Origin of the sequence: Rhizobium sp. MHM7A (genome assembly GCF_005862215.1) — a bacterium.
In the GTDB taxonomy this organism is placed as follows: domain Bacteria; phylum Pseudomonadota; class Alphaproteobacteria; order Rhizobiales; family Rhizobiaceae; genus Rhizobium; species Rhizobium bangladeshense.
The window spans coordinates 294,722-318,513 of record NZ_VCHT01000006.1; the positions used below are offsets into that span (position 1 = coordinate 294,722).

18 protein-coding genes and 3 pseudogenes are annotated in these 23,792 nt (G+C 61.9%); 13 read left to right on the forward strand and 8 right to left on the reverse strand.

The features are described from left to right. Positions 1 to 75: 75 nt before the first annotated feature. Positions 76 to 1,680, reverse strand: coding sequence for a hypothetical protein (locus FFR93_RS21595; RefSeq protein ID WP_138394700.1), 1,605 nt, complete (start codon positions 1,678 to 1,680; stop codon positions 76 to 78). Positions 1,681 to 1,829: 149 nt separating this feature from the next. Between FFR93_RS21595 and FFR93_RS21600 the strand changes: the two genes are divergently transcribed. From FFR93_RS21600 to FFR93_RS42070, 9 genes and pseudogenes are all read left to right on the forward strand, one after another. After that, the gene (locus tag FFR93_RS21600) at positions 1,830 to 2,420 is read left to right on the forward strand and encodes a hypothetical protein (RefSeq protein WP_064708329.1); all 591 of its coding nucleotides are present in this window, start codon (positions 1,830 to 1,832) and stop codon (positions 2,418 to 2,420) included. A gap of 127 nt (positions 2,421 to 2,547) precedes the next feature. After that, positions 2,548 to 2,925, forward strand: coding sequence for a hypothetical protein (locus FFR93_RS21605; protein ID WP_064708328.1), 378 nt, complete (start codon positions 2,548 to 2,550; stop codon positions 2,923 to 2,925). Positions 2,926 to 3,134: 209 nt separating this feature from the next. Further along, the gene (locus FFR93_RS21615) at positions 3,135 to 5,084 is read left to right on the forward strand and encodes a DUF4384 domain-containing protein (protein ID WP_138394702.1); all 1,950 of its coding nucleotides are present in this window, start codon (positions 3,135 to 3,137) and stop codon (positions 5,082 to 5,084) included. Positions 5,085 to 5,104: 20 nt separating this feature from the next. Next, on the forward strand, positions 5,105 to 6,721 hold the full coding sequence (locus FFR93_RS21620; protein WP_138394703.1) for a caspase family protein: 1,617 nt from the start codon (positions 5,105 to 5,107) through the stop codon (positions 6,719 to 6,721). Further along, entirely contained in the window at positions 6,718 to 9,264 is a 2,547-nt protein-coding gene (locus tag FFR93_RS21625) for a trypsin-like serine protease (RefSeq protein WP_138394704.1), read from the forward strand. Before FFR93_RS21620 ends, FFR93_RS21625 begins: the two co-directional genes overlap by 4 nt. Before the next feature lie 119 nt (positions 9,265 to 9,383). Beyond that, on the forward strand, positions 9,384 to 10,520 hold the full coding sequence (locus FFR93_RS21630) for a serpin family protein (RefSeq protein ID WP_138394769.1): 1,137 nt from the start codon (positions 9,384 to 9,386) through the stop codon (positions 10,518 to 10,520). Positions 10,521 to 10,561: 41 nt separating this feature from the next. Continuing rightward, entirely contained in the window at positions 10,562 to 12,967 is a 2,406-nt protein-coding gene (locus tag FFR93_RS21635) for a serine/threonine protein kinase (protein WP_138394705.1), read from the forward strand. Positions 12,968 to 13,211: 244 nt separating this feature from the next. Then, entirely contained in the window at positions 13,212 to 14,918 is a 1,707-nt protein-coding gene (locus FFR93_RS21640) for an adenylate/guanylate cyclase domain-containing protein (RefSeq protein WP_138394706.1), read from the forward strand. 38 nt (positions 14,919 to 14,956) lie between these two features. Continuing rightward, positions 14,957 to 15,052 (forward strand): annotated as a pseudogene (locus tag FFR93_RS42070) (LysR family transcriptional regulator); the annotation flags it as partial. A 74-nt stretch (positions 15,053 to 15,126) separates the two neighbouring features. Here the strand turns inward: FFR93_RS42070 and FFR93_RS21650 are convergent. Further along, a pseudogene (locus tag FFR93_RS21650) lies at positions 15,127 to 15,991 on the reverse strand (NmrA family NAD(P)-binding protein). A 118-nt stretch (positions 15,992 to 16,109) separates the two neighbouring features. Here FFR93_RS21650 and FFR93_RS21655 point away from each other — a divergent pair. From FFR93_RS21655 to FFR93_RS21665, 3 genes are all read left to right on the forward strand, one after another. Next, on the forward strand, positions 16,110 to 17,009 hold the full coding sequence (locus FFR93_RS21655) for a LysR family transcriptional regulator (protein ID WP_138394707.1): 900 nt from the start codon (positions 16,110 to 16,112) through the stop codon (positions 17,007 to 17,009). 494 nt (positions 17,010 to 17,503) lie between these two features. After that, positions 17,504 to 17,815, forward strand: a complete 312-nt coding sequence (locus FFR93_RS21660; protein WP_064708320.1) for a DUF982 domain-containing protein — start codon at positions 17,504 to 17,506, stop codon at positions 17,813 to 17,815. Positions 17,816 to 18,432: 617 nt separating this feature from the next. Further along, positions 18,433 to 19,713, forward strand: coding sequence for a divalent metal cation transporter (locus tag FFR93_RS21665; protein ID WP_138394708.1), 1,281 nt, complete (start codon positions 18,433 to 18,435; stop codon positions 19,711 to 19,713). 82 nt (positions 19,714 to 19,795) lie between these two features. Here FFR93_RS21665 and FFR93_RS21670 read toward each other — a convergent pair whose 3' ends face one another. Then, positions 19,796 to 20,020, reverse strand: coding sequence for a DUF378 domain-containing protein (locus FFR93_RS21670; RefSeq protein WP_064708318.1), 225 nt, complete (start codon positions 20,018 to 20,020; stop codon positions 19,796 to 19,798). Positions 20,021 to 20,049: 29 nt separating this feature from the next. Further along, positions 20,050 to 20,535 carry a fasciclin domain-containing protein gene (locus FFR93_RS21675; RefSeq protein ID WP_138394709.1) on the reverse strand — a complete coding sequence of 162 codons (486 nt, stop codon included), beginning with the start codon at positions 20,533 to 20,535 and terminating at the stop codon, positions 20,050 to 20,052. A gap of 162 nt (positions 20,536 to 20,697) precedes the next feature. Here FFR93_RS21675 and FFR93_RS21680 point away from each other — a divergent pair, with 162 nt between their 5' ends. Further along, entirely contained in the window at positions 20,698 to 21,279 is a 582-nt protein-coding gene (locus FFR93_RS21680; RefSeq protein WP_138394710.1) for an XRE family transcriptional regulator, read from the forward strand. 165 nt (positions 21,280 to 21,444) lie between these two features. On the opposite strand, the gene FFR93_RS21685 is transcribed toward FFR93_RS21680, so the two are convergent. The 4 genes and pseudogenes from FFR93_RS21685 to FFR93_RS21700 form a co-directional block, all read right to left on the reverse strand. Beyond that, positions 21,445 to 21,978, reverse strand: coding sequence for a nuclear transport factor 2 family protein (locus FFR93_RS21685; protein ID WP_138394711.1), 534 nt, complete (start codon positions 21,976 to 21,978; stop codon positions 21,445 to 21,447). A 111-nt stretch (positions 21,979 to 22,089) separates the two neighbouring features. Then, entirely contained in the window at positions 22,090 to 22,698 is a 609-nt protein-coding gene (locus FFR93_RS40975) for an AraC family transcriptional regulator (RefSeq protein ID WP_171049233.1), read from the reverse strand. 440 nt (positions 22,699 to 23,138) lie between these two features. Further along, a pseudogene (locus FFR93_RS41565) lies at positions 23,139 to 23,326 on the reverse strand (integrase); the annotation flags it as partial. 69 nt (positions 23,327 to 23,395) lie between these two features. Next, on the reverse strand, positions 23,396 to 23,791 hold the full coding sequence (locus FFR93_RS21700) for a VOC family protein (RefSeq protein WP_138394713.1): 396 nt from the start codon (positions 23,789 to 23,791) through the stop codon (positions 23,396 to 23,398). Between the last annotated feature and the right edge of the window lies 1 nt (position 23,792).

The window sequence follows — 23,792 nt, forward strand, 5'->3', positions numbered from 1 at the left end:
AATGTGCTCGGAATGCCCTGTGCCGGGTGCCAGGCTTGTTGCGCCTTTCGGCCCCCTGAATCCATCCGCCCAGCCTTAGCCATCCAGCCCCTTGAAGCGCACCGGCTGGTAGCCGCGCAGCAGCAGGCTGCCGAGCGAATAGGTATTGCGGCAGACGCGGCCCTTGCAGGCGTTCGGCGATGCCTCCATCACCTCCACTTTCCGGTCGTCGGTGAAGCGCATGAACAGCATGACATGCGAGCCGGGCCGGTTCAGCGCGTCGCCCGGCTGCAGCGACCAGGGGTCGGCAAGCCGCTTGGTGATGCTCGGGATCGCGCGTGTCGACACATGCATCTTCAGACCCCAGGCATCGCTGACGAAACCCGAGCAGTCGACGCCGAGAATATTGGATTGCGGCGCGCTCTTGGTGCAGACGTTGCCGGCCGTCCGGCCGTTCATGACCCCATTGGCGAAATCCTCGAGCGGCGTCTTGCAGCCCCAGCAATAGGGCACGCCCTTCACGGTCTGACCGCGTTTGCCGATCAGGTAGATCGGCCTGCGCAGTCGGTTCATGTTGGCGCAACCCGGCCCGGGCTCCCCGCCATAGGCTGCCGGCGTGACCAGCCAGTTCAGCGTCTCGAAGCCGATTGCCCGTTCGATGACGTCACCCCGCGATTTCGGCAGGATTGCCACCTTCGGCGTCTTTCCGGGTTTGGGCGCAATCGCTGCTTTTGGCGGCCGAGCGACGGCGAGCTTGCGGCCCGGCTCGCGCCCGTCGAGTTTCAGCACCTGCGCCCGGCTTTCCCGAGAGCGGAGGAAAAGGACATCGCCGCGCGGGCCGATCGCCACGAAGCGCCGCGCGAATACCGTGTCGCCCTCGATCGGCAGATCGAAGACCCGTTCCATCACGCCGTTCGGCGTAAAGCGCACCACCAGCATGCCCGTCCGTTCCGGCCGGTCGGCAGGCACGAGTTCGACCAGCGCGAAGGGCCTGCCCGTCGTGTCGATGTCGAGAAGTTCCACGGTGCCGATCCGCCCTTCCGAGGGAAGTTGGAGAGAGAGGAAATTCTCCTCCGAGCTCGCCCGCCGCAGCAGGATTTCCGCCTTCTCGTCCGCCGCCGAGACTTGCGCAACGATATCGCCGAGCCCGCGGCTCGGGACATATTGAATGACCGGCGGGCGGGTTTTCGGCCGGCTGGTGCTGCGGCCGATCTCGTCGATGATGCTGTTCAGCGGTCCCGGCGGAACCGACCCCATTGAGGCGAAGACCGAGCGGGTATAATCGTCGGCTTCACCGCCGTCGACCGCGCGCAATGTCTGTGACCGCCCGTCGGCGCCGGTGGAGCGCTCGAGCGGCACGACCCCGTCCGACCAGAGGTAGAGCTCGTTGTGGACGACGGCGAGATCCTCAGGCGCCGCATTTTCCGGCAGCGGCAGGACCTCGGGTTGGGCCTGGGAGCGTTCGCCGTCAACGGCGAGCACGCGGCCATTATTCTGATCGAGGATGTAGATAGTGCCGTCGTCGCCGACGGTGATCGCCGCCGGTCCCGATGCTTCGACCTCCTCATTGGCGGAAATGATGCCGACCGACCGGGCGCCGTCGCCGCTCGGCAGCTCAATGATCGTCGTGTCTTTGGCGAGGACCGGCCAGGCGAACGCAATCGCCGCCGCCACCAGAATATGCGACTGAAGACTACGCATTGCCTCGACCCCCAAAAGACCGTCAAGTCCTTAAAATGTTAGGGTAGAAGGGGCTCGTCAGCAAGGTGTCGCCTTCCAAACGATTTGGAGATCGGCGACCGCGATAGTACAAGTTCATCCTCTCGAAGTTTTACTGGGCAGGTAAGCTGATGCTGGACTGGAACGGTGACGAACTGGCGCTCGACGTCAGCCTGCTGGAGCAGGTGCGCGCGGCAAGGATCGGTTTCTCCGATCGTGTCTGCGCCGCCTCGGCCAGCAAGGATGAAAAACATCTGGCGCAGCTGCGCTCCGAGCCGACCTATCTGATGGCAGAGTTTCTGTATTCGATGAAAGTCTTCGGCATCAATACCGCCGAGGATATCGAGCGCTTCGCTGATCTGCACAATGATTACGTCGTTTCGCTCACCCGCGACCCGGCCAAGCTGCAGCGCCTCGGGCTTTCGCAGGAACGGGCGCTGGCGTCGATGTTCACCGCCGATACCAAGCCGCGGCTGATCCAGAACTGGGCTGAGAAGGCAGGGGCGATCGACCAGTCCAATCTTGCCCGCTTCCTGGTCGCGGTCATGTCGAGCGAGACCTGCCGCAAGACGCTGATCGATTTCGAGACGGCCGGCTTCATGCAGCGCAAGCGCTCGCCCTACGGCACCATGGTAGTCTGGTCGACCGGCAGGATCGAAGAAATTTTCGGCGAAATGCTGCGCAATCTCCGCCTCGGCCTGCAGCAGCTGAAGATACTCTGACATCTCTCTCCAGCCGATTTCAACCCTCCCAATCGATTGGCGCCGGGCGCCGTTGCCTTCTATCCGACCTCTCCCTATTGTCGCATTTGTCGCGCGATGGCGCCCCCTTTGGACGGATGTGACGACGATGATGAAATCCCGGCTCCTGACCTTGTCGATCGGCCTGCTGCTGGCGCTTGAGATGCCCGGGCTAGGGCATGCCGGGCCGGTTGAGGATGCGCTGGCCGCGCGAAACCCCACCCTTGCCGCACTTCGTCGGCATGACGAAAAGGCCTTTGCCGCTGCCGTTGCGATCATCGCCGAACATGAGCGCGCCGAGGGGCTGACGCCCGGCCAAGGCAAGCTGCCGCAGACAACCTCGCCCGGCCGCGACATCGGCTCGGGCTCCGGCAAGGAATTCACATCAGACAATCCGGATATTCTCTGGCTCTACAATTCCTCGCCGGAGGGAATGAGCGACCTGATCTCGATTTTGAAATCCGCCGGCCAGAAGCCGAAGAATTAGAGCATTCCTCTAGTCGAAGCGGACTATAAACCGACGACGGATACTGCCGCGTGAGTCTTGCTCGCATCTTTGCCTTCGCAGAAGCTTTCAGCTTCCAAATAATTTGTAACCCTCCCTCAAGCAAGACAGGCGAAGCCATCCCAATTTCACCGGTCAGTGCTATTCTCATCTTCAGCACAGTGTGAGATTGTTCGAAGGGGGAGGTTCCGATGCTCAGCCGCAAAGCCATCCTAGCCGCAGCCACATGTCTTTCGCTTTTTTCGCCGATCCTCGAGGTCGGGGCTCAGAACGAACGCACGCTGACGGAAGCGCCGGCGCAGAGCGGGCCTGTGAGCATTACCTTCGATCGCGCCGAGCCGAAATATGCCATTGGCGAAGTCGTCGGCCTCTTCATCCAGTCGAGCGAGAACGCTTACGTCACGGTGCTGAACGTCTCTCCGAACGGCTCCGTCACCAAGCTCTTTCCCAACAAATACCAGACCGATGCCCTCGTTGCCGCCGGCAAGCGCGTGCAGGTGCCGGATCCCGCAAGCGGCGCCAGGCTGCAGGTTTCGGGCCCGGTCGGGCAGGAGCAGATCAAGGTCTTCTATTCCTCCAAGCCGCTCACCATCTTCGCCGATCTCGGCGGCAGCGGCAGCGGCATGTTCCGCTCGATCGACGGCGGCATGGAGGCCGTTTCCCGCAGCCTTGAGGAAGCCCGCAGCCTCGGCACCAAGATCAGCAGCAAGACGTTGACGCTGACGACGGTCGACAGCATGGCGGCCCTGCCGCCCTCCGCCGTTCCGCCAGTCGCCGCCGCAAAACCCGCACCGGTCGAACAGGCTGCAAAGCCGCCCGTTGCACCGCCGAAACCGCAGGCCGCCCCGAAACCGAAGCCCGTCGTCAAACCGGATGTCGCCAAGAAGCCGGAACCGGCGATCGAAAAGCCGAAAAAGCCGGCGCCGAAACCGGCCGAACAGGCCGCGAAGCAGCCACCGAAGAAATACAAGATCGTCACCAATCTGGCGCCCGGCCAAGAGCTTGCCGCCGATGAACTGGAGCTGATTGGCCCAGCCGACACCACCGCGTCCACCCGGCCGAGTCAATATAATCAGCCGACGCCGTATAAGCACCCGGCCCAGTCTTCTCAGACCAAGATGCCAAAACTGCCGATGCCGCAGGTCAAGATGCCGCAATTCAAGCTTCCCGGCGGTTTCAGCATCAAGATGCCGCCGCTGAACTTCGGCCGTTCGGCCGAACCTGGCCAGGTCGGCGAAGAGATCGAGGTGGCCAATGCCGATACGCCGGCCTGCAACGCCCTGCTCGACAAGCTGAACGCGGCGGTGGCCGGCAAGGACATCACGGCTGCCGCCACACAAGCCGATGCGATCGCCGTCAGCGCCGAATGTGGCCAGTTCCAGATCAACGCCCAGCGCCGCGTCGCAGCCCTCAGGCTCGCCGCCGCCCAGGAGATGATGGCGGCTGACAAGCCGGTCGCCGAGTACGAGCCGCTGCTCGTCGCCGCCGACAGTCCGCAGGTGCTCTGGCAGGCCTCCGCGACACTCGGCGAGATCTATTTCTCCGCCCGCCGCTTTGCCGATGCCGCCGCCGATTACCAGCAGGCGATCGAAATCATCAAGAACGAGACCCGCACGCCGAAGGCGCCGCCGGCCGATACGATCTCCGATCTCATCCAGCGCGCGGCCCAGGCCCGCATCCTTGCCGCCAACCCCACCAGCGACAATCCGCAAGGCAGCTTCGTGCCGGTGGAGAAGGATCACCGCAGCGGCGTGCTCGGCGGCATCTATTCGGAAAATGTGCGCGGCATCGTGCCCGTCTCGATCCCGGTGCCGATCACCTTCGATTTCGACAAATCGAGCTTCACTTCGATCGGCACCGAGGCCGCCCAGGAATTGCTGGAAGCGCTGAAGGAGCAGAAGCCCGGCCGCATCATCCTGATCGGCCATACCGATCGGAAAGGCGGCGACGACTATAATCAGAAGCTTTCCGAGCGGCGCGCCAAGGCCGTCGCCGATTTCCTGAAGAACAACGGCATCGACGCGGAGATCGACGCGGAAGGCCGCGGCTCCTCCGAACCTGTGGATGTCACCGCCACGGCCAACCTCACCGAAGACGATATCGACGCGCTCAATCGCCGCGTCGAGTGGCGCCGCGAATAGAGGGGCGAGGGGAACCGGCCATGTCCAGATTCCTTTCCATGGCCACCGCACTCGTCCTTCTCACAATGGCGGGCACGGATGGTCTTGCCCGGACGATCGAAGCTCCCGAGCGCGGCACGGTGAGAGCTGTTCTGATCGGCATCGACCTCTATCGCAATGTCCCGCCGCTGCACGGCGCCGTCGCCGATGCCGAGGATCTTTCCCTTTCTCTGCGCTCGGTCGGAGTCGAGGACATAACGCTTCTGAAGAACGGCGCGGCTGACCGCCAGGGCATCTTCGATGCGATCGGCGCGGTCACGCAAAGGGCAGGGCAGGGCGATCTCGTCGTGCTCAGTATTGCCGGCCACGGATCGAGCGAGCCCGAGCGCGTCAAAGGTTCCAAACCGAGCGGCCGCGACGAGGTCTATGTCCTGGCCGGCTTCGATACCCGGCTGCCGGGATCGCGCGAGCGCATCTTCGGCGACGAATTCAAGGTTCTGATCCACAGGCTGGAGGAAAAAGGCGCCGAGGTCCTCTTCATTGCCGATACCTGCCATGCCGGCGGTATGACGCGCGATGTCGATCCGCGTGGCGCCAAGATCACCTGGCGCCAGGCGCCCTCCTATACGATTGAGGAGGATGACCTTGCGCCGATTTCGACGGCGGCGGATGCGCTCTCCACCGGCTTCGATTATAAGCGGCTGACATTTCTGGCCGCCGTCGATGAGAACACCAAATCGCCGGAGATCATGATTCCAGGCGTCGCCCAGAAGCGCGGGGCGCTGAGCTATGCCACGGCGCGCGCCTTCGAAGGGGCCGCCGACCGCAACGGCGATGGCGTCGTCAACCGCCGCGAGCTGTTCGAATATGTGCGCCAGTCGGTCTATCAGTTCACCGACCAGCGGCAGAACATCTTCACCCAAAGCCCACCGGGGTCCGATCTCGATCGCGCGGTCGTCTATGCCTATGACAGGGCGGGCGCTGCGGAAGCGGAGAAATCGAATGTTCCGCCACCGCCGCCCGAATCAGCCCCAATTGCTGTCGCCGCCCTCGGTTCCGAGCCGGTGCTGCAGGATATCGACCCCGCGGTCATACCCTTCAAGCTGACGGACGAAACCCGTGCCGAGCTCGTCTTCGATCCGGAAAAGCGAGAGGCGATCGCCGGCGGCGATGTCGTCGCCTCGGAAGTCGGCGCCGGCGATATCCCTTTCATTGTCGACCGCATGGCCGCGCTGGACACGCTGAAGCGGCTGTCGGAGACTAATCCGCAGACCGTGCGGGTGACCCCTTCCGACACCGTCCACCGCGAGGGCGAGCGCGTCGGCGTCACCGTTTCGGATCTGGGCGGACGCAAGCTCGTGCTCTTCGATGTCACCGGCGATGGAACCGTGCAGTTCCTCTATCCCGGCGAAAGGGAAGTCGATGCCGAGATGTCCGCGAGCTTCGATCTCGATCTTTCCGTCGTCGCCCCTTTCGGCACGGACCTGCTCGTCGCCGTCACTTCGGACAGGCCGATGCCGGCCCTGGTTGAATTCCTGAAGCAGAATGACAGGCGCCGCACCGCCGGCAACATCGCGCGACGTCTTGGTGACGTCCTTCCCGCGGGCGCGCGCGTTGGATTTACGGTCCTCTATACCTCCGCCGGAGCCAAGCTATGAGCACCTCGATCAGCAGGATCCTCAACATGGCGGCCGTCCTTCTGCTTCTGGCCTCGCCGGTTCTTGCGCAGCAGGACACCGATTTTGCCGGCGAGGATGGCGGGCGCGTGATCGGCGGCCAGGCTGCGAAAAAGGGCGAATGGCCCTGGCAGGTGAAGATCCTGGCGCCCGATCCCGAACAGCGCGGCCGCTTCGGCGGCCATTGCGGCGGATCGCTGATCTCGCCGCGCTGGATTCTGACGGCCGCCCATTGCGTCACCAGCGGCCGTTCCGGCAAGCAGGATCTCTTCGCCCGCGATCTCCTGATCGTCGAGGGAAAGTCGAAGATCGACAAGGTGATCTCGGTCGACGGGCCTAATAAGCCGGGGCTGTCAGTCGAAGACGTAATCATTCATGAGGATTTCGACCGCAAGGTCTTCGCCAACGACATCGCTCTCATCAAGCTTGCCGAAGCCGCGGTCTCCAGGCCGGCAATCCTCGCCTCCACCTCGGACGAGGGCGTCGAAGCCGCGGGCGGCACGGCCATCGTTACCGGCTGGGGTTACACCAAGTCTGATCACGGCTGGGATGACAAATACCTGCCGACCGAATTGCAGGAGGTCGAGCTGCCGCTCGTCTCACGCGAGGATTGCCGCGCCGCCTATCGCGAAAGCTCGATGCGCATGAATCCGATCGACGAGCGCAATGTCTGCGCCGGCTATGCCGAGGGCGGCAAGGATGCCTGCCAGGGTGACAGCGGCGGTCCGCTGGTCGCCCGGCGTCCCGACAAGCGCTGGATCCAGATCGGCATCGTCAGCTGGGGCGCCGGTTGCGCCGAGGCGGAACATTACGGCGTATACACCCGCGTCGCCACCTTCCGCGACTGGATCGCCGCAAAGACAGACGGCGACGTGCCGAATGCGTCCGATCCGTCAGGTGCCGCCGCCGACGACCGGGTGGCGGCGGTCGGCACCAAGCGCCGTCCTGCTGCCGGCGGTACGCCGGTCGGGACGAAACACAAAGAGATCCCGGCTGAGCAGCTGGAGGCGAACCTTGCGATCACCACACCTCCCGGCAGCACTGAGGTGCCTGGGGAAACGACGGAGACGCCGGACGCCGGTTCGCCCGAGGGCAATCAGCCGGAGGTTCAGGCGCCGGCCGCCGAGCTGCCCACTGTAGTACGTTCACCCGGCGACCGCGCGCTTCTGATCGGCATCGACGATTATGAAATGCGCGAGGCGAAGCTGACGGGGTCCGCCGACGACGTGAAGGCGATGCAGCTCTTCCTCGTCAAGACGCTCTTCTACCGTCCCGAACAGATCCATACGCTCACCAACCGCAAGGCCACCCGCGAGGCGATTCTTGCCGAAATCGACGACTGGCTTGTCCGCCAGTCGCAGGCCGGCAGCCGCGTCTTCCTGTATTTCAGCGGCCAGGGTTCGGAAGAAATGGGCGCCGAAGCGACAACGAGCCCGACGCTTGTTGCCGCCGATGCGAAGCTCATCCGCGATGGCGGCAAGGTGACTGTCACCAACCAGATCCGCGAAACCGAAATCGCCGCCCGGCTGAATAGCCTTAAGGACCGCCGCGTCACGCTGCTGATCGATGCCTGCCATGTCGGTCCGGGCAGCCGCAGCGCCGTCGCTGCGCCCGCCGGCGGAAGGGTGCGCTGCCTGGGCCCCGCCCTCGCATCGCTGCAGCCGCCGAACCGTTCCGGCAAGGAAGCGAAATTCTCCTTCGGCGGCGAAACGGCAATGGTCTGGTCGGCGGTGAATTCGGGGCAGTGGGCGCTGGTCGATACGGAGGCCAGGCCGCCGCTCGGCGTCTTCACCCGCCGCTTCATCGAGGGCGTGCAGGAAGGGGTAGCGCGTGCTTCCGACAAGCCGAATGTCAGCAATGCCGCCCTGCTCGATTATGTCAGACGCAAATCGGACGAATATTGCCGGGCGCATTCGGAAGAATGCCGCTTCACCCCGGTGCCGCAATTCTACGGATTGCCGGATGCGCTCGGCCGCGACGTCGTTACCGGCGAGGAGGCAAAGACGCCGGTCGCCGCCGTTGAAAATACTTTGAAGACCGACAATGAGGCGGGCGTCGCCGTCGACGTGCTGCCCGCCACCTCGGTCAGCATCGGCGACAAGGTGGCGATGCGTGTCTCCACCAGAAAGCCCGGCTACCTGATCCTTGTCGATATCGACGCTTCGGGCAAGCTGACGCAGCTCTATCCGAACAAGCGCTCGATGGGTCTGAAGCCAACGGCCAAGGGCGGCGACAACCGGCTCGATCCGGCAAGGCCGGTGGTCGTGCCCGATGCCCGCAATCCCTATATCGGCTTCGAATATCAGGTGGAGGGGCCCGCCGGCGTCGGCATGGTCGTCGCCATCCTCAGTGACAAGCCGATCGAAGTGCTCGATCTGCCGGATGTGCCGACACCGCTCGTCGGCCAGCGTGCCGCCTTCAACTATGTCTACGACCTCGCCCGAAGCCTTAGGATCGTCGGTGACGACGAGAATGGTGTCCAGGGCAAATGGTCATTCGATTCCAAATTCTATCGCATCCGCTGAAAGAGGAGCGAATGATGTCGAAATCCATTCTGCTGGCGGACCTGGAGCAATTCCGCTCTTTTTCGAGTGACGCAAAATCGCGGCGCAATTTTGCCGGACTTGCTCTCGCCGCTTGCCTGATGACGCTGGCGCCGGCCCATGCGGGCGACGCCGAAACGAGAGAGGTCCTGGCCGCGCAGGCCGGGCTCGCAGTCGATCTGATCGACCGTACTCTGGCGAAGGAAGGGGCGGCAAACATCATGGTGTCGCCGGCAAGCCTTGCCGCCGCTCTGGGTCTTGCAAGCCTCGGCGCCTCGGATGCGGGCAAGGCGGCCATTGCCAGAGGTCTTGGTTTCGGCGATGCCGTAAAGGGACCGGAGAAGGTGCTCGACGCGATGACCCCGAGGACGCCGGCGGCGGCGGATGCGCCGCTGGCGTCAGGGGTTGCTATCGTCTTCGACGATAAGCTGACGCTCGTTCCCGATGCCCTCGCCATGCTCGCCGATCACCGTATCAGGCCGTCGATCGAGGATCTCGATGGGCCGCAATCCGTCGAGCACATCAACGGCTGGGTCAGACAGGCGACGCGGGACGCCATCCCGGCGATCGTGGCAACCCCACCGGGCGGCGGCTTCGTCAGCCTCGGAGCTCTCTCCTTCAAAGCCCGCTGGAAAACCGCCTTTGAGGCTCAGAGCCCTCCAGCCCCTTTCCGGCGGCCGGACGGCTCGACGATCTCCGTGCCGATGATGCATCTTGCCGGTGATGGCCAGAAATTCCGCGCCGATGATCGTTTCGCAGCCGTCGACCTCGCCTATGCCGGTGAAACCTATCGTATGGTGGTGATCGCCGCCCGCTCCGAGAAAGGCGTTGGCGGTTCCGATCTCAAAACCCTTGCCTCCTGGCTCCAGGGCGAGAAATTCGAACCAGCCAAGGGCGAAATCTTCCTGCCCCGCTTTTCCCTCAATGACGGGCGTGATTTCATGCCGGTACTCCATGCGATGGGCCTGACGCCCGAAAAAGCCAAGGATGCGGCCTTTCCGGGGTTCACCACGGAAAACATCAGCTTGTCGCGGGTCCTGCAGAAGACGATGATCAAGGTCGATGAGAACGGCACGGAAGCGGCGGCGGCAACGGCCGTTATCACCGAGCGGAGCATCGATCCGAAACTGGTCCGGGTGACAGCGGATGCCCGTTTCGCCTTCGCGCTCAGGGACACGAAGACCGGCCTCTTTCTGGCAGCCGGCCTGATCGGCGATCCGCTGTTGGCGGGCGAATAGCATGCGGTTGATGAAGACAAAGATGGCAGGGGGACACGTGCATGAGAAATGATCTGATCGCCCGCTACACGATCGGCGAGCCGGTCTATGAGAACGAGTTCATCGTCTATCCGGCTGAGGACAAGCGGATGGATCGTTCGGTCTTCATCGTCGCGCCTGACGTGGCGCTGAAACTGGACAAGGCGCGCTTCGAGAGGGTCTGGACATCGATCAACGAGGCCAAATCGCTGACGGCGCGGCGCTTCGTCGAGATCGAGGATCTCATCCCGCCATCGCCGGAAGACGACAACTTCTATATCGTCGAGAAGCGGCCGTCGAAGACGCTGCGGCAGTATCTCGACGAAACCGAGATGGTCGCCTATGACCGCGCCGTCGAAATCGGCCGCCACATCCTCGAAGGGCTGGCGACGCTGCACGGGGCGGGTTACGCCCATAATGCGCTGACGGACCAGTGCATCTACGTGTCGGAGGATTATTCCGGCCTTTCGGTCAGGATCGGAAACCTGCACCTGATCTCCAAAATCGGCGAGCACATCATCCCGCCCTACGCGCCGGAATTCGGGGCGCCGGAGATCTACGCCAGCGGCACCTTCTCCGCCTCCGCGGCGCTCGATATCTACGCAATGGGCATGATCGCCTACAAGCTCTTCCTGCCGCGGCAGACCTATGCCAGCGTCTTCGACAGCGTCATGGTCTGGGAGGACGAACACCAGCGCGAGCAGAGCTGGAAGAACATCCATCTCGACCCGTCCAATATCCTCCCACGACTTGATGTGCTGATCCCCGGTTTTCCCGAGGGGCTGGCCAGCCTTATCGAAAGAATGCTGAGCCGCGACCCGGCCCAGCGCCCGCGCACGGGCGCCGATGCGCTCGGCGAATTCAGTCGCGTGACCGCGGGCATCCAGCCGATGGCCTGGGATCCGCGCGGCGGCATGCCGCAACAGCCGGAAACCCCGAAACGGAAGAAATGGACGCTCGCGCATCTCTCGATGATCGGTGCGCTGCTTTTGATCTGCATCGGCGTCGGCGTCGTCACCATCCCGAAGCTGCTGCGCCCGGATCCAAAGCTCGTCGCCGATGTCGGCACCTGGAAGAAGGAAGCCGAAAGCCGCAGGGAAAAAGCGATCGCCGCCAAGGCGCCGGAACGCCCGTCCGGCGACGAGGCGAAGCTTTCCTATGATGCCGGTGCCGCGGCGCTGACCGAGGCCGATGCCTTGCTCAAGGACGAGGACTATAAGAAGGCTCTTCCGGGCTACCAGAAGGCGGCCATCAGCCTCGGCAAGTCCCTGATTGCCATTGCCAAGCAAAATGCCGAGAAAGCCAAATCAGCCGCTGCCGCCGCCGGCGGCGACAAGGCGCCGAGCTTTGCCGAGGCTGATGGCAAGATGAAGGCCGCCGCCGACAGCGCCGCCGCCCAGAAGATGCATGGCGCAGTCGACAACTATGAGGCCGCGAAAACGGCTTACGACGATCTCGCCAAGGCGCTGACCACGCTGGCTGCGGCCGAAAGGGACGCCGCGGCAAAACGCGAAACCGTCACCCGCATCGGCGCCGGCGATAGCCCCGATGTCGCCAAGGCGAGCGGCCTGATGACGGAGGCCAAGGCAAAGGCCGAGCAATGGCAGCTGCCGGCCGCGGCCTCGGGCTACGGCGACGCCGCCAAGCTGTTCGACGCGCTGATATCGGATGTCATGGCGGCCAAGGGTGAGGCGACGGCGCTCAAGCAGAAGGTCACCGATCTCCACGCCTCCCTGACGACACGCGCCGGTGCCGCCGATCCCACGCTTGCCGCACTGGCGCCGAAGTTGACCGAGGCCGATGGCCGCTACACCGCGGAGGCTTACAAGCTCGCCATATCGGCCTACCAGCCGATCCTTGCCAATCTCGAAGCGCTGTCGGCGCGCGGCTTCTGCCCAGTTGCGCCGAATGTCGCCTTCGAGACCATCCCCGCGGGCAGCTATTCGCTTGACAATGTCCGGCTGATGACCTCGTCGCTGCAGGAGCTCGGCGGCATGCTCGGCGTCGCCAATGGCGCCGTGAAGATCGAAAAATCATTCTGCATGCAGGCCAAAGCGGTCACCCGCGCCGAGATGGCAGCATATTACACCGCCAACTCGGACCTCGCCACAGCCCAGGCCTATGCCGGCAATCCCGAGCAGCCGGCTGACGACGTTCCGCTCGCCGAGGCGCAGAACTATACCGCCTGGCTGTCGAAACAGCTGAACGCCCCGCTCCACCTGCCTTCGGCGACGGAATGGATGGCGAGCGCCGTCAAGCTGACGACGGAAAAGCTGCCCGACAACGGCGACATCATCCTGCAATGGAGCGCCACCCCCTGCGAGGCCGGCGGCAATGTCGCCTTCATGGCCCAGGAGGGGTCAACCTTCGTCGTCTGCTCGGATGCTTCGGCGGGCGGGATTTTTCGTGTCAGTGCTGAGTTGCGGTGAGGGGCGGAAGCGTGGGGACTGAACAGGGTGAGCTGTGTGCCCCACCTTTTCCCCCGCCTGGGAAAAGAGGAGGATACCGCTCCGCCATCGACTCCCATCGATGGAGTGCCTTTGAAGGGCCCGTTCGTTTGGGCAGTGTCGGCTTGATGAGGTGGAGGTCGCCTGGGCGTTACCTCTTAGCTTTTGTTGACTCACCCGCGCTTGAACAATAACTTGGGAACTCGGTCGTTGGGCTTGTCCTCAAATGACGAACCATTCTCTTCAGCGTCGCCTTGCCGCCATCGTCGTTGCCGATGTGGTGGGATATTCACGCCTGATGGAGGCTGATGAAGCCGCAACGCTTGATAACCTCAGGGAACTCCGTTCTGGCGTTATCGAGCCGGCTGTGATGCGTCACAATGGTCGCATCTTCAAGGTCGTGGGCGACGGCTTCCTGATCGAATTCGGCAGCGCGGTGGACGCGGTCGCAGCAGCGTTGGAAATGCAACGGGGCACCTCTGCCGTTGAGGCTTCCGGAGACCGGCGCCTGCTTTTACGCGTGGGCGTCAATCTCGGAGATGTCATTGACGAGGCTTCGGACGTCCTCGGCGATGGGGTCAATGTCGCGGCGCGCCTCGAGACGCAGGCCGCGCCAGGAGGTATCTGCATTTCTGCCAGCGTTCACGGCGAGATCGTCGGCAAGATCGCCGAGCAGTTTTTCGATGCAGGCGAACGCTACCTGAAGAACCTGACCCGCCCAGTCCACGTGTGGCATTGGCCGGATGCGCTGCAGAGCATATTGCCGCTGCCGGAAAATCCCTCGATCGCTGTATTGCCGTTCACGAATATGAGTGGGAATGAAGCGGACGAGCCTTTCGTCGACGGCTTGACTGAAGACCTGATCACCGACCTTTCCCGCACGGCTGGCCTGTTCGTCATCGCGCGTAATTCCGTGTACGGCTACAAGGGCAAGCCGGTCGACGTACGGCTCGTCGCCCAGGAACTGGGAGTCCGCTACGTCCTCGAGGGGAGCGCCAGACGCGCGATGGGCCGTGTCCGCATCAATGCCCAATTGGTCGACACGCTTGGCGGCCAGCACTTGTGGGCCGAACGGTTTGACAGGACGGTGGAAGATGTTTTCGAGTTGCAGGATGAGGTCAACGCCAAGATTGTTGAAGCTCTCGTCGGCCGGCTGACCATTCCGACGCCGCGCAATCGGCCGAAGAACTTTGAGGCCTACGACCTGTGTGTGCGCGCCCGCCTGCTGACGGAAGAATCCCCGCAAACCGAGCGTGAGGCCTATATGCTGCTCCAACGCGCGGTTAAGCTCGAGCCATCATATGCCGAGGCGCTCGGTCTGCTCGCCTATAACCGTTGGCTAGCCTGGACTCATTTCGGCGAGCCCGAAGATCCTAACCGCCGGATGGCGGTGACATCAGCGCAGAAGGCGGTCGACCTGGATCCCAACGATGCCGGCTGCCGTTACGTTCTGGGGACCATTTTGGCTTATGAGCGGCGATGGGAGGAATCGGAGGCCGCCTTCGCCAAAGCTCTGGAGCTGGACCCCAACCACGCCGACACCTGGGCCGCCATGTCGGACATGTCCGTGCTGGACGGCAGGGTTGCCGACGGACTGGCGCAGATCGAAAAAGCTCTGCGGCTCAATCCCTATCCAGCCTGCTGGTATCTTTGTCATCTCGGGCAGGCGCAATACGCTGCGCGTAACTATGAGGCGGCAGCCGCTACACTCCGCAAGAAAGACACGTATCGTACCAACTCACGCAAATTCCTGGCTGCTGCGCTTGCGCAGTTGGGCCACCATGAGGAGGCGCGGCGAGAAGCAGAATTGTTCCTGATCGCCCACCCTCATTTCACGATCGGTCATTGGCTCAGCTCCCAGCCGCTGCGCGATGCATCCGTACGAGACCACTTTGTCGACGGCTTCCGAAAGGCTGGCCTGCCGGAGACGTGACAGCGGGCGGGGACAATTCCGATGCGTTCGATCACGCCTATCGGCGTATTCTCGCCGCCTCGCCGGACTATCTTGCCCACCATGGCCGACCGGCCTCGCCGAAGGCGCTAACCGACCACCTCTGCCTCGGCCATGGCTCGCAGCCGGCGATGCCAGGAAGACGATGGTCTGGCGCTGTGGGATCGCCTAAGCCGCTATGACGTCTTCATCAATCGCGTTCAACTAGCTTGCGAAGAGCGGTCTCAAAGGTCGTTATGCCCTTGTGCGATCGGGCCTCGCCGCCTTCGCGGCTCGATCCAGCCTTCGTTGAAGCCGTCAAGCATGCGCATACGGGGTCCGGGGTTCTGCATGCCCTGGTTCAAAAATAACGCTTCCCATGTCTCTCTTGCAACCGGCTCAGCACGAACCGTCTTGCCGAGCACGGCAGAGAAGGCCTCCGCCATCTGCAACGGCGTGATGCGGAAAGGGCCCTCAAGCTCGACGATGCGTGTACCGGTCCAGTCCTCCTGCAGCATTTCGGCCGCAACGGCGCCGACATCGCGCACGGAAACCATTGGCACGAGCTTGGTGAGCGGCTGCAGGAAGCTTGGCATGATGCCGCTCTCCCTTGCAGGCGCGATGTCCCATGCTGAATTCTCCATGAACCAACCGGCGCGCAGGAAGGCGACCGGCATCGGAAGTGTCGACATAGCCTGCTCGAAGAGGCCGAGCTGGCTCAGCAGATTCTCCTGCTTTGCCTGAGCGCCGATCGTCGACAGGCAGACCACCTTCTTCGGCAATGCCTTTGTGAGCGCCGTCTTCAGTGCTTCGATGGTTGCCTTTACCTCCGGGAAACCCGGCGCAGGATCGAAGGTTGGCGGCAGAAGCAGGAAGACGCCCTCGGCGCCTTCGAAGGCGAGGGCGAGGGACGATGCGTCTGTCATTTGCGCAATGGCGATTCTCGCACCGCGATCCCGCCAGGCGCCTGCTTTCTCCGCATTGCGCAGGACTGCACGGACGGCCAGTCCCTGATCCATCAATTTCGCGCCGACCACGGCGCCGACCTGACCTGTTATACCAGTCACTGCAAACATTCTCGGACTCCTTTTGGCAGCGGCTTGCGCCGCGATGAATGAAAGATGCGCCAAAGCCGCCTTTGACTGAATTGCCCTTTTGTCAGATAATTCATGACAAAATATCAGGAACCGGATGATGTTCGACGGACGATTGCTGAATGGGGTCAGCGTGCTGGCCGCCGTCGTTGAGAGCGGCAGTTTTGCGCGGGCAGGCGAGGCGTTGGGGCTGACAGCCTCTGGAGTCAGTCGGGCGGTGGCGCGACTTGAGAGCCGCATCGGCGTACGCCTGCTCGACCGGACGACCCGTTCCCTGAGGCTCACCGATGACGGCACACGTTTCTACGAACAGGTCGTGCCGCTACTTGGCGGCATCGAAGAAGCAGCTGCCTATGTGGCCGGGACGACGCACACGGTGCGTGGGAGGCTGCGGATCAATGTCGATCCCTATTTTTCGCGGCTGATCCTCGGGCCGAAGCTCGGCACCTTTCTCGACCGCTATCCCGATGTTCAGATCGAGGTGGTGACAAGGAACGAGATCGGCGATCTCGTCGCCGACGGGATGGATGTGGCGGTGCGCTTTGGCGAAATCCCGGCGAAGAGCTCGCTGATTGCCCGGCAGCTTTTTCGCACGAGGGTGATCACGGTTGCCGCGCCGTCCTATCTTGCACGACACGGCACGCCGAAGCTGCCTGCCGACCTGGCCGATCATACCTGCATCCAGTATCAGGACCCCTTGACGGGCAGGCCTTTCGAATGGGAGTTGCGGCGCGGAGAGAAGGTGGTGCCGATCGAAACTCGTGGCCGTGTCCTCGTCAATGATGCCGGCACGGCGCTTGCCACCTGTCTCGCGGGGATCGGCATTGCGCAAGTCTTCTCGCTCGGCATGAAGACTTATCTCGACTGCGGTCAGTTGGTCGATCTCTATCCGGATTGGCCAGATGAGACCTTTCCGCTGCACTGCTTCTACACCTCCCGCCATCATGTGCCGGCCAAGGTTCGCGCCTTTATTGATTTCTGCGTCGAAATCGTCAGCTAGATGCCGCAGCCTGCGCCCTCACGATCAGCAACAGCAGACCGAAGTTAATCGAGGTTCTAGGGAGCTGCCCAGGTGCACGATGCTGGCGCGTGGTCATGATGCTCGGGGGGTACACGGGCATGTAGCGGGATCCGTTTTCAACTGCACCTCCCAATCAATCGCCAGACTGGAGACGGATCTCTTATCTCGCAACGGGAGCTATGCTTCTGTTCAAAGCCAAATACCTGAGGCCGAAGGACGGACTCGCCCTGACAAAGCTTAGTCCGGGAGAGGCCGCGCCGGTAGTTAGCAAAAGCCGGAATGGATCCACCGGAGCAACGCTTGACGCCGCAGCGAAGGGCGCTCTGACAAGGTTCGGAGCGCCCCTGTCTTCTTCATTGCGAATGCTCTCGTTTAAGCAGCGTCCATCCAAAGATTTCAATTCCAAATTTCTAAATACGCGCGTACATTGAACGATGGGACTGCAGTATCCGTGCGTTGAGGGGTTGGGGACAATGTGCTGGAATACATCATCAGCATTCACGCCTGTCGGGTTTGCTTTGCGAGGTACGAAATCTCGCAAGATCGTGTGGACATTGGGCGATGCGGCGCGCCTCCTGATGAATGACTGGCCGTGCGATGACGGCGAGGAATACATGGCTGCCGTTAAAGCTTGCGTCGACGCCATCACCGGCAAAATTGCCCCAGAACAGTTCCGCGAAGTGCTTCTGCGGGCGGCCGACGAGGCGGGTATCGCTACTCTGTCGCTCGTTCCGCAGGGAATGGGTGAACGACGGAAGGTAGCTCCGCCGACAATGCGAATATAGTGCTTGCTTCAAGCGGGCTTCTCACCTTTAGAAGATTGCGCCAGCAACAGTCGTTGGCCTCAGTGTTAAGGAACCACCGGTTTGCGGCCGGAAGCGGACTGGTAACTTCGAGGCTTGGAATCTCGGAAAACGGATTCTTAGTACCCTGCGTGTGTCGACGTGATCTAACCCGAATTGGGAAGTCTGAAGGTGCCGCAAAGGCATTTTTGACCTGAAGCGGACAATGTGCGGAATCGGTTTCGCACTCATAGGCCGGCATCATCCGCTCGAACCTCGTCCCGGCAGGGAGACATGGGTCGCATCGTCGCCAGGGCCGGGGAAGGTCGCATGCCCTGATCTGCCCCAATTCACTGAACAGAGGTAATTTGAACGCGGCATAGGCGACTCAGGCGCTGTACCGCTCGAGCTACCATGCACGTCCACCGAATCCTTGGACGCAGTCCGAGCCACTCCGCACGGCATCAACAGTGTCGGTCAATGCAGGGGCGGGCGAAAGGCTCGTGCTCGTGTTGGTCGGTACACCAGCGCGCTTTCGTTAACGATCGTCCAACGCGGGCGCTCGGAACCCAATCACCCTCTAGAGCATTGTTGCTGCATCCGAAATAGTGAACACGGCAATGGACGCTTCGTCACCTCGTCTCCAGTCATCGCGGCAGGATGGCCCCAGTTTACTAAAGGCTCTCGGTCCCGGTCTGGTGACAGGTGCGGCGGACGACGATCCAAGTGGGATTGCCACCTACAGCCAGGTCGGTGCCCAGTTCGGCTACACTCTCGGCTGGACCATGATCTTCAGCTACCCGATGATGAGCGCGGTCCAAGGATTGAGCGCGGGCATCGGCGCGGTGTCAGGCAAAGGCCTCGCCAAGAACCTGAAGCTCCACTACCATCGGCACTTCGCCTATGGCGCGATGGCCCTGCTGTTCATTGCTAACTTCATCAACATCGGGGCCGATCTCGCTGCGATGGGAGCCGCGCTCCGGCTGCTCGTCGGCGGCCCCGAGGTCGTGTACGCTCTCCTGTTCGGCATTCTCTGCGCGATCATCCAGGTCTTTGTCCCATACCCCGCCTACGTGTCCGTCCTGAAGTGGCTGACCTTGTCGCTCTTCGCCTATGTCGCCGTCGTTCTCGTCGTCGGGGTCCCGTGGGGCGAGGCGATGAGCGGTATCCTTATGCCAAAATTCGAATTCACCGGGGACCACTTCACCGCCTTCGTCGCAATCCTCGGCACGACGATCAGTCCATATCTTTTCTTCTGGCAGGCCGGGGAGGAGGTCGAGGAACTGAGACGCCGAAAGCTCGCCCGCCTGCGGCGGAACCCCGAGATCGCGCAGCCTGAACTCGGCCGCATTCGGATGGACACGCTTGTCGGCATGGGCTTCTCCAATCTCGTGGCGCTCTGCATCATCGTTGCGGCCGCGGTGACGCTCCACGTGAACGGCATCGACAAGATCGAGACGTCGGCCCAGGCGGCGGAAGCCCTGAAGCCGGTGGCGGGGGAATTCGCATTCGCGGTATTTGCGGCAGGCGTCATCGGCACAGGGCTGCTGGCGGTGCCGGTCCTCGCGGGTTCTGCTGCCTACGCCGTTGCCGAGAGCTTCGGTTGGCCGGAAGGTCTGGACAAGAAGCTGAAGGAAGCGAAAGCTTTCTACGCCACCATCGTTGTCGCCACCCTCGGGAGCGTTGCGGTCACAATGATGGGCCTCGACCCGGTACGGGCCCTGTTCTGGAGCGCGGTCGTCAACGGTGTTCTGGCGACTCCCATCATCGTCCTGATGGTCATGATGGCCAGAAACCCGGCCATCATGGGAGAACTCAAGGCGCCGCGCTGGATGGTCTACATCAGCGGCTTCACGGCGCTCGTCATGGGCCTGAGCACCGTCGGCATGTTCCTGTTCTGAGCCGGCTCAAAGCCAGCCGCATGTCCATCCGGCACAAGACGGAGGGAACCGCCGACGAGATAGGCGGGTCCCTCCGAAGGTCCTATCGGTTCCGGCCAGCAGCAAGCTCGCCGGAGCCCGTTGCAGAAAATAGCGGGATGATCTGCCAGGCAGCCGAGAGCCCCACCAGGATGTAAACGATCCGGGCGAGCCCCGAGCCAGCCCCGAAGATGGCCGCCACGAGGTCAAAGCTAAACAGTCCGACCAGCCCCCAGTTCAGCCCGCCTACGATGACGAGGATGAGCGTAAGAATGTTGATGAACTTCATGGTTATTCTCCAGGTTGAGGGGTGAGCGGTCAGCCTTCCGGAGGCATGATCACCTTGTCGACGACATGGATGACCCCGTTCGAGGCGGCAACATCGGCAGCAGTGACGGCGGCGTCGTTGACCTTGACGGTGGAGCCCGCGACTTCGATGTCGATCATTTTGCCGTTTAGCGACTTCGCTTCATCGATACCCGCCACGTCGGCAGCCATCACCTTCCCTGCGACCACGTGGTAGGTGAGGATCGCAGTGAGCTTTTGCTTGTTCTCCGGCTTCAGCAGGTTTTCAACGGTACCAGCCGGCAGCTTGGCGAAGGCTTCATCGGTCGGAGCAAAGACCGTGAACGGGCCCGCGCCTTTGAGAGTGGAGACCAGGCCTGCCGCTTCGAGCGCGGCACCCAGCGTCTTGAATTGACCCGCGTCGATGGCGGTGCCGACGACATCCTTCTCCGCGGCGAACGCGCTGACGCTGCTGGCGAGGGCGATCGCCGTAGCGAACAAAAGGCTTTTCAACTTCATGGCATTTCTCCTCTCGATGACGGGTGCGAAAAGCACGCCGCGTATTTTCATGTGGAGCAAACTCGTTTTCCTGCCACTCAAATTTTCGTGAGATTTAAGCGAATTCTCTTGTGAAGAGAACCATGCTGGTGTTAGTTTCTCGAAAGGAAAAGGAGTTTGCGCGTGCTCTCCGATACGCTGTCCAACGAGCTGCAGCGCTATGCGATCGGCCCCCGTATCAAGGCCCTGCGCCTGCGAAAAAAGCTGGGGCTGGTGCAGCTGGCCGAGCATACGGGGCTCTCGCCTGCGATGCTCTCGAAGATTGAGCGCGGGCAGATGTTTCCAACACTGCCCACGCTGCTTCGGATCGCCATGGTTTTCGGCGTCGGCCTGGATCATTTTTTCAATGCGGACAAGGAGGAGCCGCTGATCGCGATCGTGCGAAAGCAGCAGCGTCTCAAACTTCCTAGCCCGCCAGGCGAGAAGCACCCGGCCTTTCTATTCGAAAGCCTGGACTATCCTGTTTCTGATCGCCGCATGGAGGCGTTCTACGCCGAGTTCCCGGTCGGTTCGCCCGCCTCGCAGCCGCATCAACATGGCAGTGCTGAATTCATCTACGTGCTCACCGGTCGGCTCATAATCAACGTGGACGGCAAGGAGGCCGCGCTGGATACGGGGGACGCTGTATATTTCGATTCCAGCTTTCCGCACAGTTATCGCCGCGAAGGCGAAGAAGTCTCGACCGCGATTGTTGTGACTTCATAGAGGTCATCGAAACCGGTAGACCTATCACGAACGAGCACTATTGCGCACACGAGCAATTCGACGGCCGAATCCTGCAAAAACGTCTGAAGTTGTGAGGGCGGAAAGCGGAAAGCCGGAGCCTCACCTGATCCAGTACGATTTCTGCGGCCGAACGCGACCGCCGCGTCAGTTGCCGGTCGCATCGGCACCGGGTTCCAACACATTCCAGTATTCGCGCAGCGCGCTGATGCGATCGCCGCGCACCTTGAAGATGATGACCTCGTAATTTCGATAGAAACCTGCCGGTATGCTTTCTGCGGCAGATTCAAAGACGGCTGTATCGCCGCCATAGGTTGCTCGTTCCAGCACGCTTCGAATTCGGTCGCCTGCCTGTTGGTGATAACGTGCCCACGCCATCAGTTGCTTCTTGCCATCCGGCCCTTCATGGAGACCAGCAAAATCTCCCTGCGGAAAGTGAAACTGAAAATCATCGGTTGTGAGGGCAAGAAATGGCTCCCATTCACCAGTGCCCCATGCCCGAACAAAAAGCGACCAGGCATGGTCGGCGACCCGCTTCGTGTTCGCGTCCATTCCTTGGGCGACTACGGGTGCGGCAATTTCAGGCATAGGAGGAAGTGTCCGGCGAGAACTTTCATCCTGCGCTATCGCAATGTTGGAAAAAAGGACCGCTGCGAGTGCAAGGCTTGTACCGAATTTCATGGAACCGATCCTTCTGATTGAGGTCGTGCATTATCAGGAGGAAAACGACGGCACCCTGCAACGCGGCACGGCGTGATCCGCGCAGATTACGCAAATCACACAGCTTGGCAGTTACGTTCTGCTCATGGCCCGCGATAGGCGACGATGTGATGCGGGAGGCTCGCCCATCCGGCTTCGGAAGACATTCGTCAGGTGCGCATGCGTGGCGAAGCCGCACGTCCTGGCTATTTCCTTTATGGCTAAAGAGCTACCGGCCAAAAGCTTTGAGGCTCTGAAGATGCGCCTGCGAATGAGGTACTCGCCGGGAGATACTCCCGTACTGCCCCGAAATGCACGGACGAATGCGCTGATGCTCAGCCCTGCATCCTGCGCGAGGAGAGCAAGCGACAGGTCCTCATGCATCTCTGCCTCAATCCGATCGACAACGCGCTGCAAAGCTGCCGGATGCATCCAGGCATCGTCGTGACGACCGAATTCAAGACGAGCCTCGCGGGCAAGGTTCCGGACAGCGGCGATGGCGAGTTGTTCCATGACGATGACCGGTGGGCGTTCCGCGATTTCCGAAAGTTCGGTCATCCGCTCGATCAAAACCCGGAACTTCTCCGACCGATCATTATAGATCGGGATCATGCTTTGCCGTGATCCATCCATCTGGCAGGCGTCCATCAGGAAATCATCCGAGAATTCAAGCCTGATGAAAGAGAGGCTGCCGCCTTCCATCACACCGGCTCGCTCACGACCGGCGGGGGTTAGTGACACGGAACCTGGCCGGTCGGGTCTTTCGATAAGGGGGCCTCCATCTGTTCGGGAGGCACTATAATGTGAGGCGCCGGTTCGTGTCACTGATGCCTGATGCCAGTCGGAGGCAGTGTGATAACGGGCGCCGCCGAAGGCCTGCGCACGGGACAAGTACAAAGTGAAGCCCGAAAGCTCCAGTCTTTGAAGATTTCTCCCATGCTGTGCCAACGGGCTCCCTCGCGAGACTTGAACGTCTAGGAGATTTCTAGTGCAGCACTTCGACGACGGCAACTGCCGCTTTTCGGAACGTGGCCGGTCGCGAAACAGAGCCTGAGGGGGCTCAAGCCGGTGGTGTGGGCAACCGGAATCGGGGCGCATTGCCGCTCCTTTTGAGACGCATGGCCCCAGGGCCACACATTCTCCAAATCTGTATGCTCCGCCAGTTCCAGCGCGTTCCTCGACATCCACGCCTGGATTGCCTGACCGTGTTCTTGATCTTGGTGCATCCGAGCAGGATCTGGATGGCACTGAAGCTGCCAGTTGCTTTGTAGATCATCGCTGCCTTTGTGCGTCGGAGCGAGTGCGTGCCGTAGTGTTCTCGGCGTAGCCCATGGCGGGTGCTACGATGACTGCATGATCGACCTGCTGGGAAAGGCGAAGTCATCGATGGTGCCGCCGGTCACTGCTGAGGGGCCTTCATCTCTATCAGCTGGATCAGGTTACCGCATGTATCGTCGAACACAGCCATACGCACCGTGCCTGCATCCATTGGTTCAGTGGTGAACATGACACCAAGCTCCTTGAGCCTCGCATATTCGGCGTTGAGATCGCTGACCTGGAACGAGGCAGCGGGTATACCGTCGGCAACCAGCGCGTCCTTGTACGGCTTGACGGCAGGATGTTCGCCAGGCTCCAGGAGCAACTCTGTTCCTTCCGGCTGCTCTTTTGACACGAGCGTTAGCCAGCGGTGCGCTCCGGTGGGAACGTCATGCTTCAACTGAAAGCCGATCCTTGTGTAGAACTCCAGAGCTTTTTCCTGATCATCGACAAGCACGCTGGTAATCCAGATACGCATT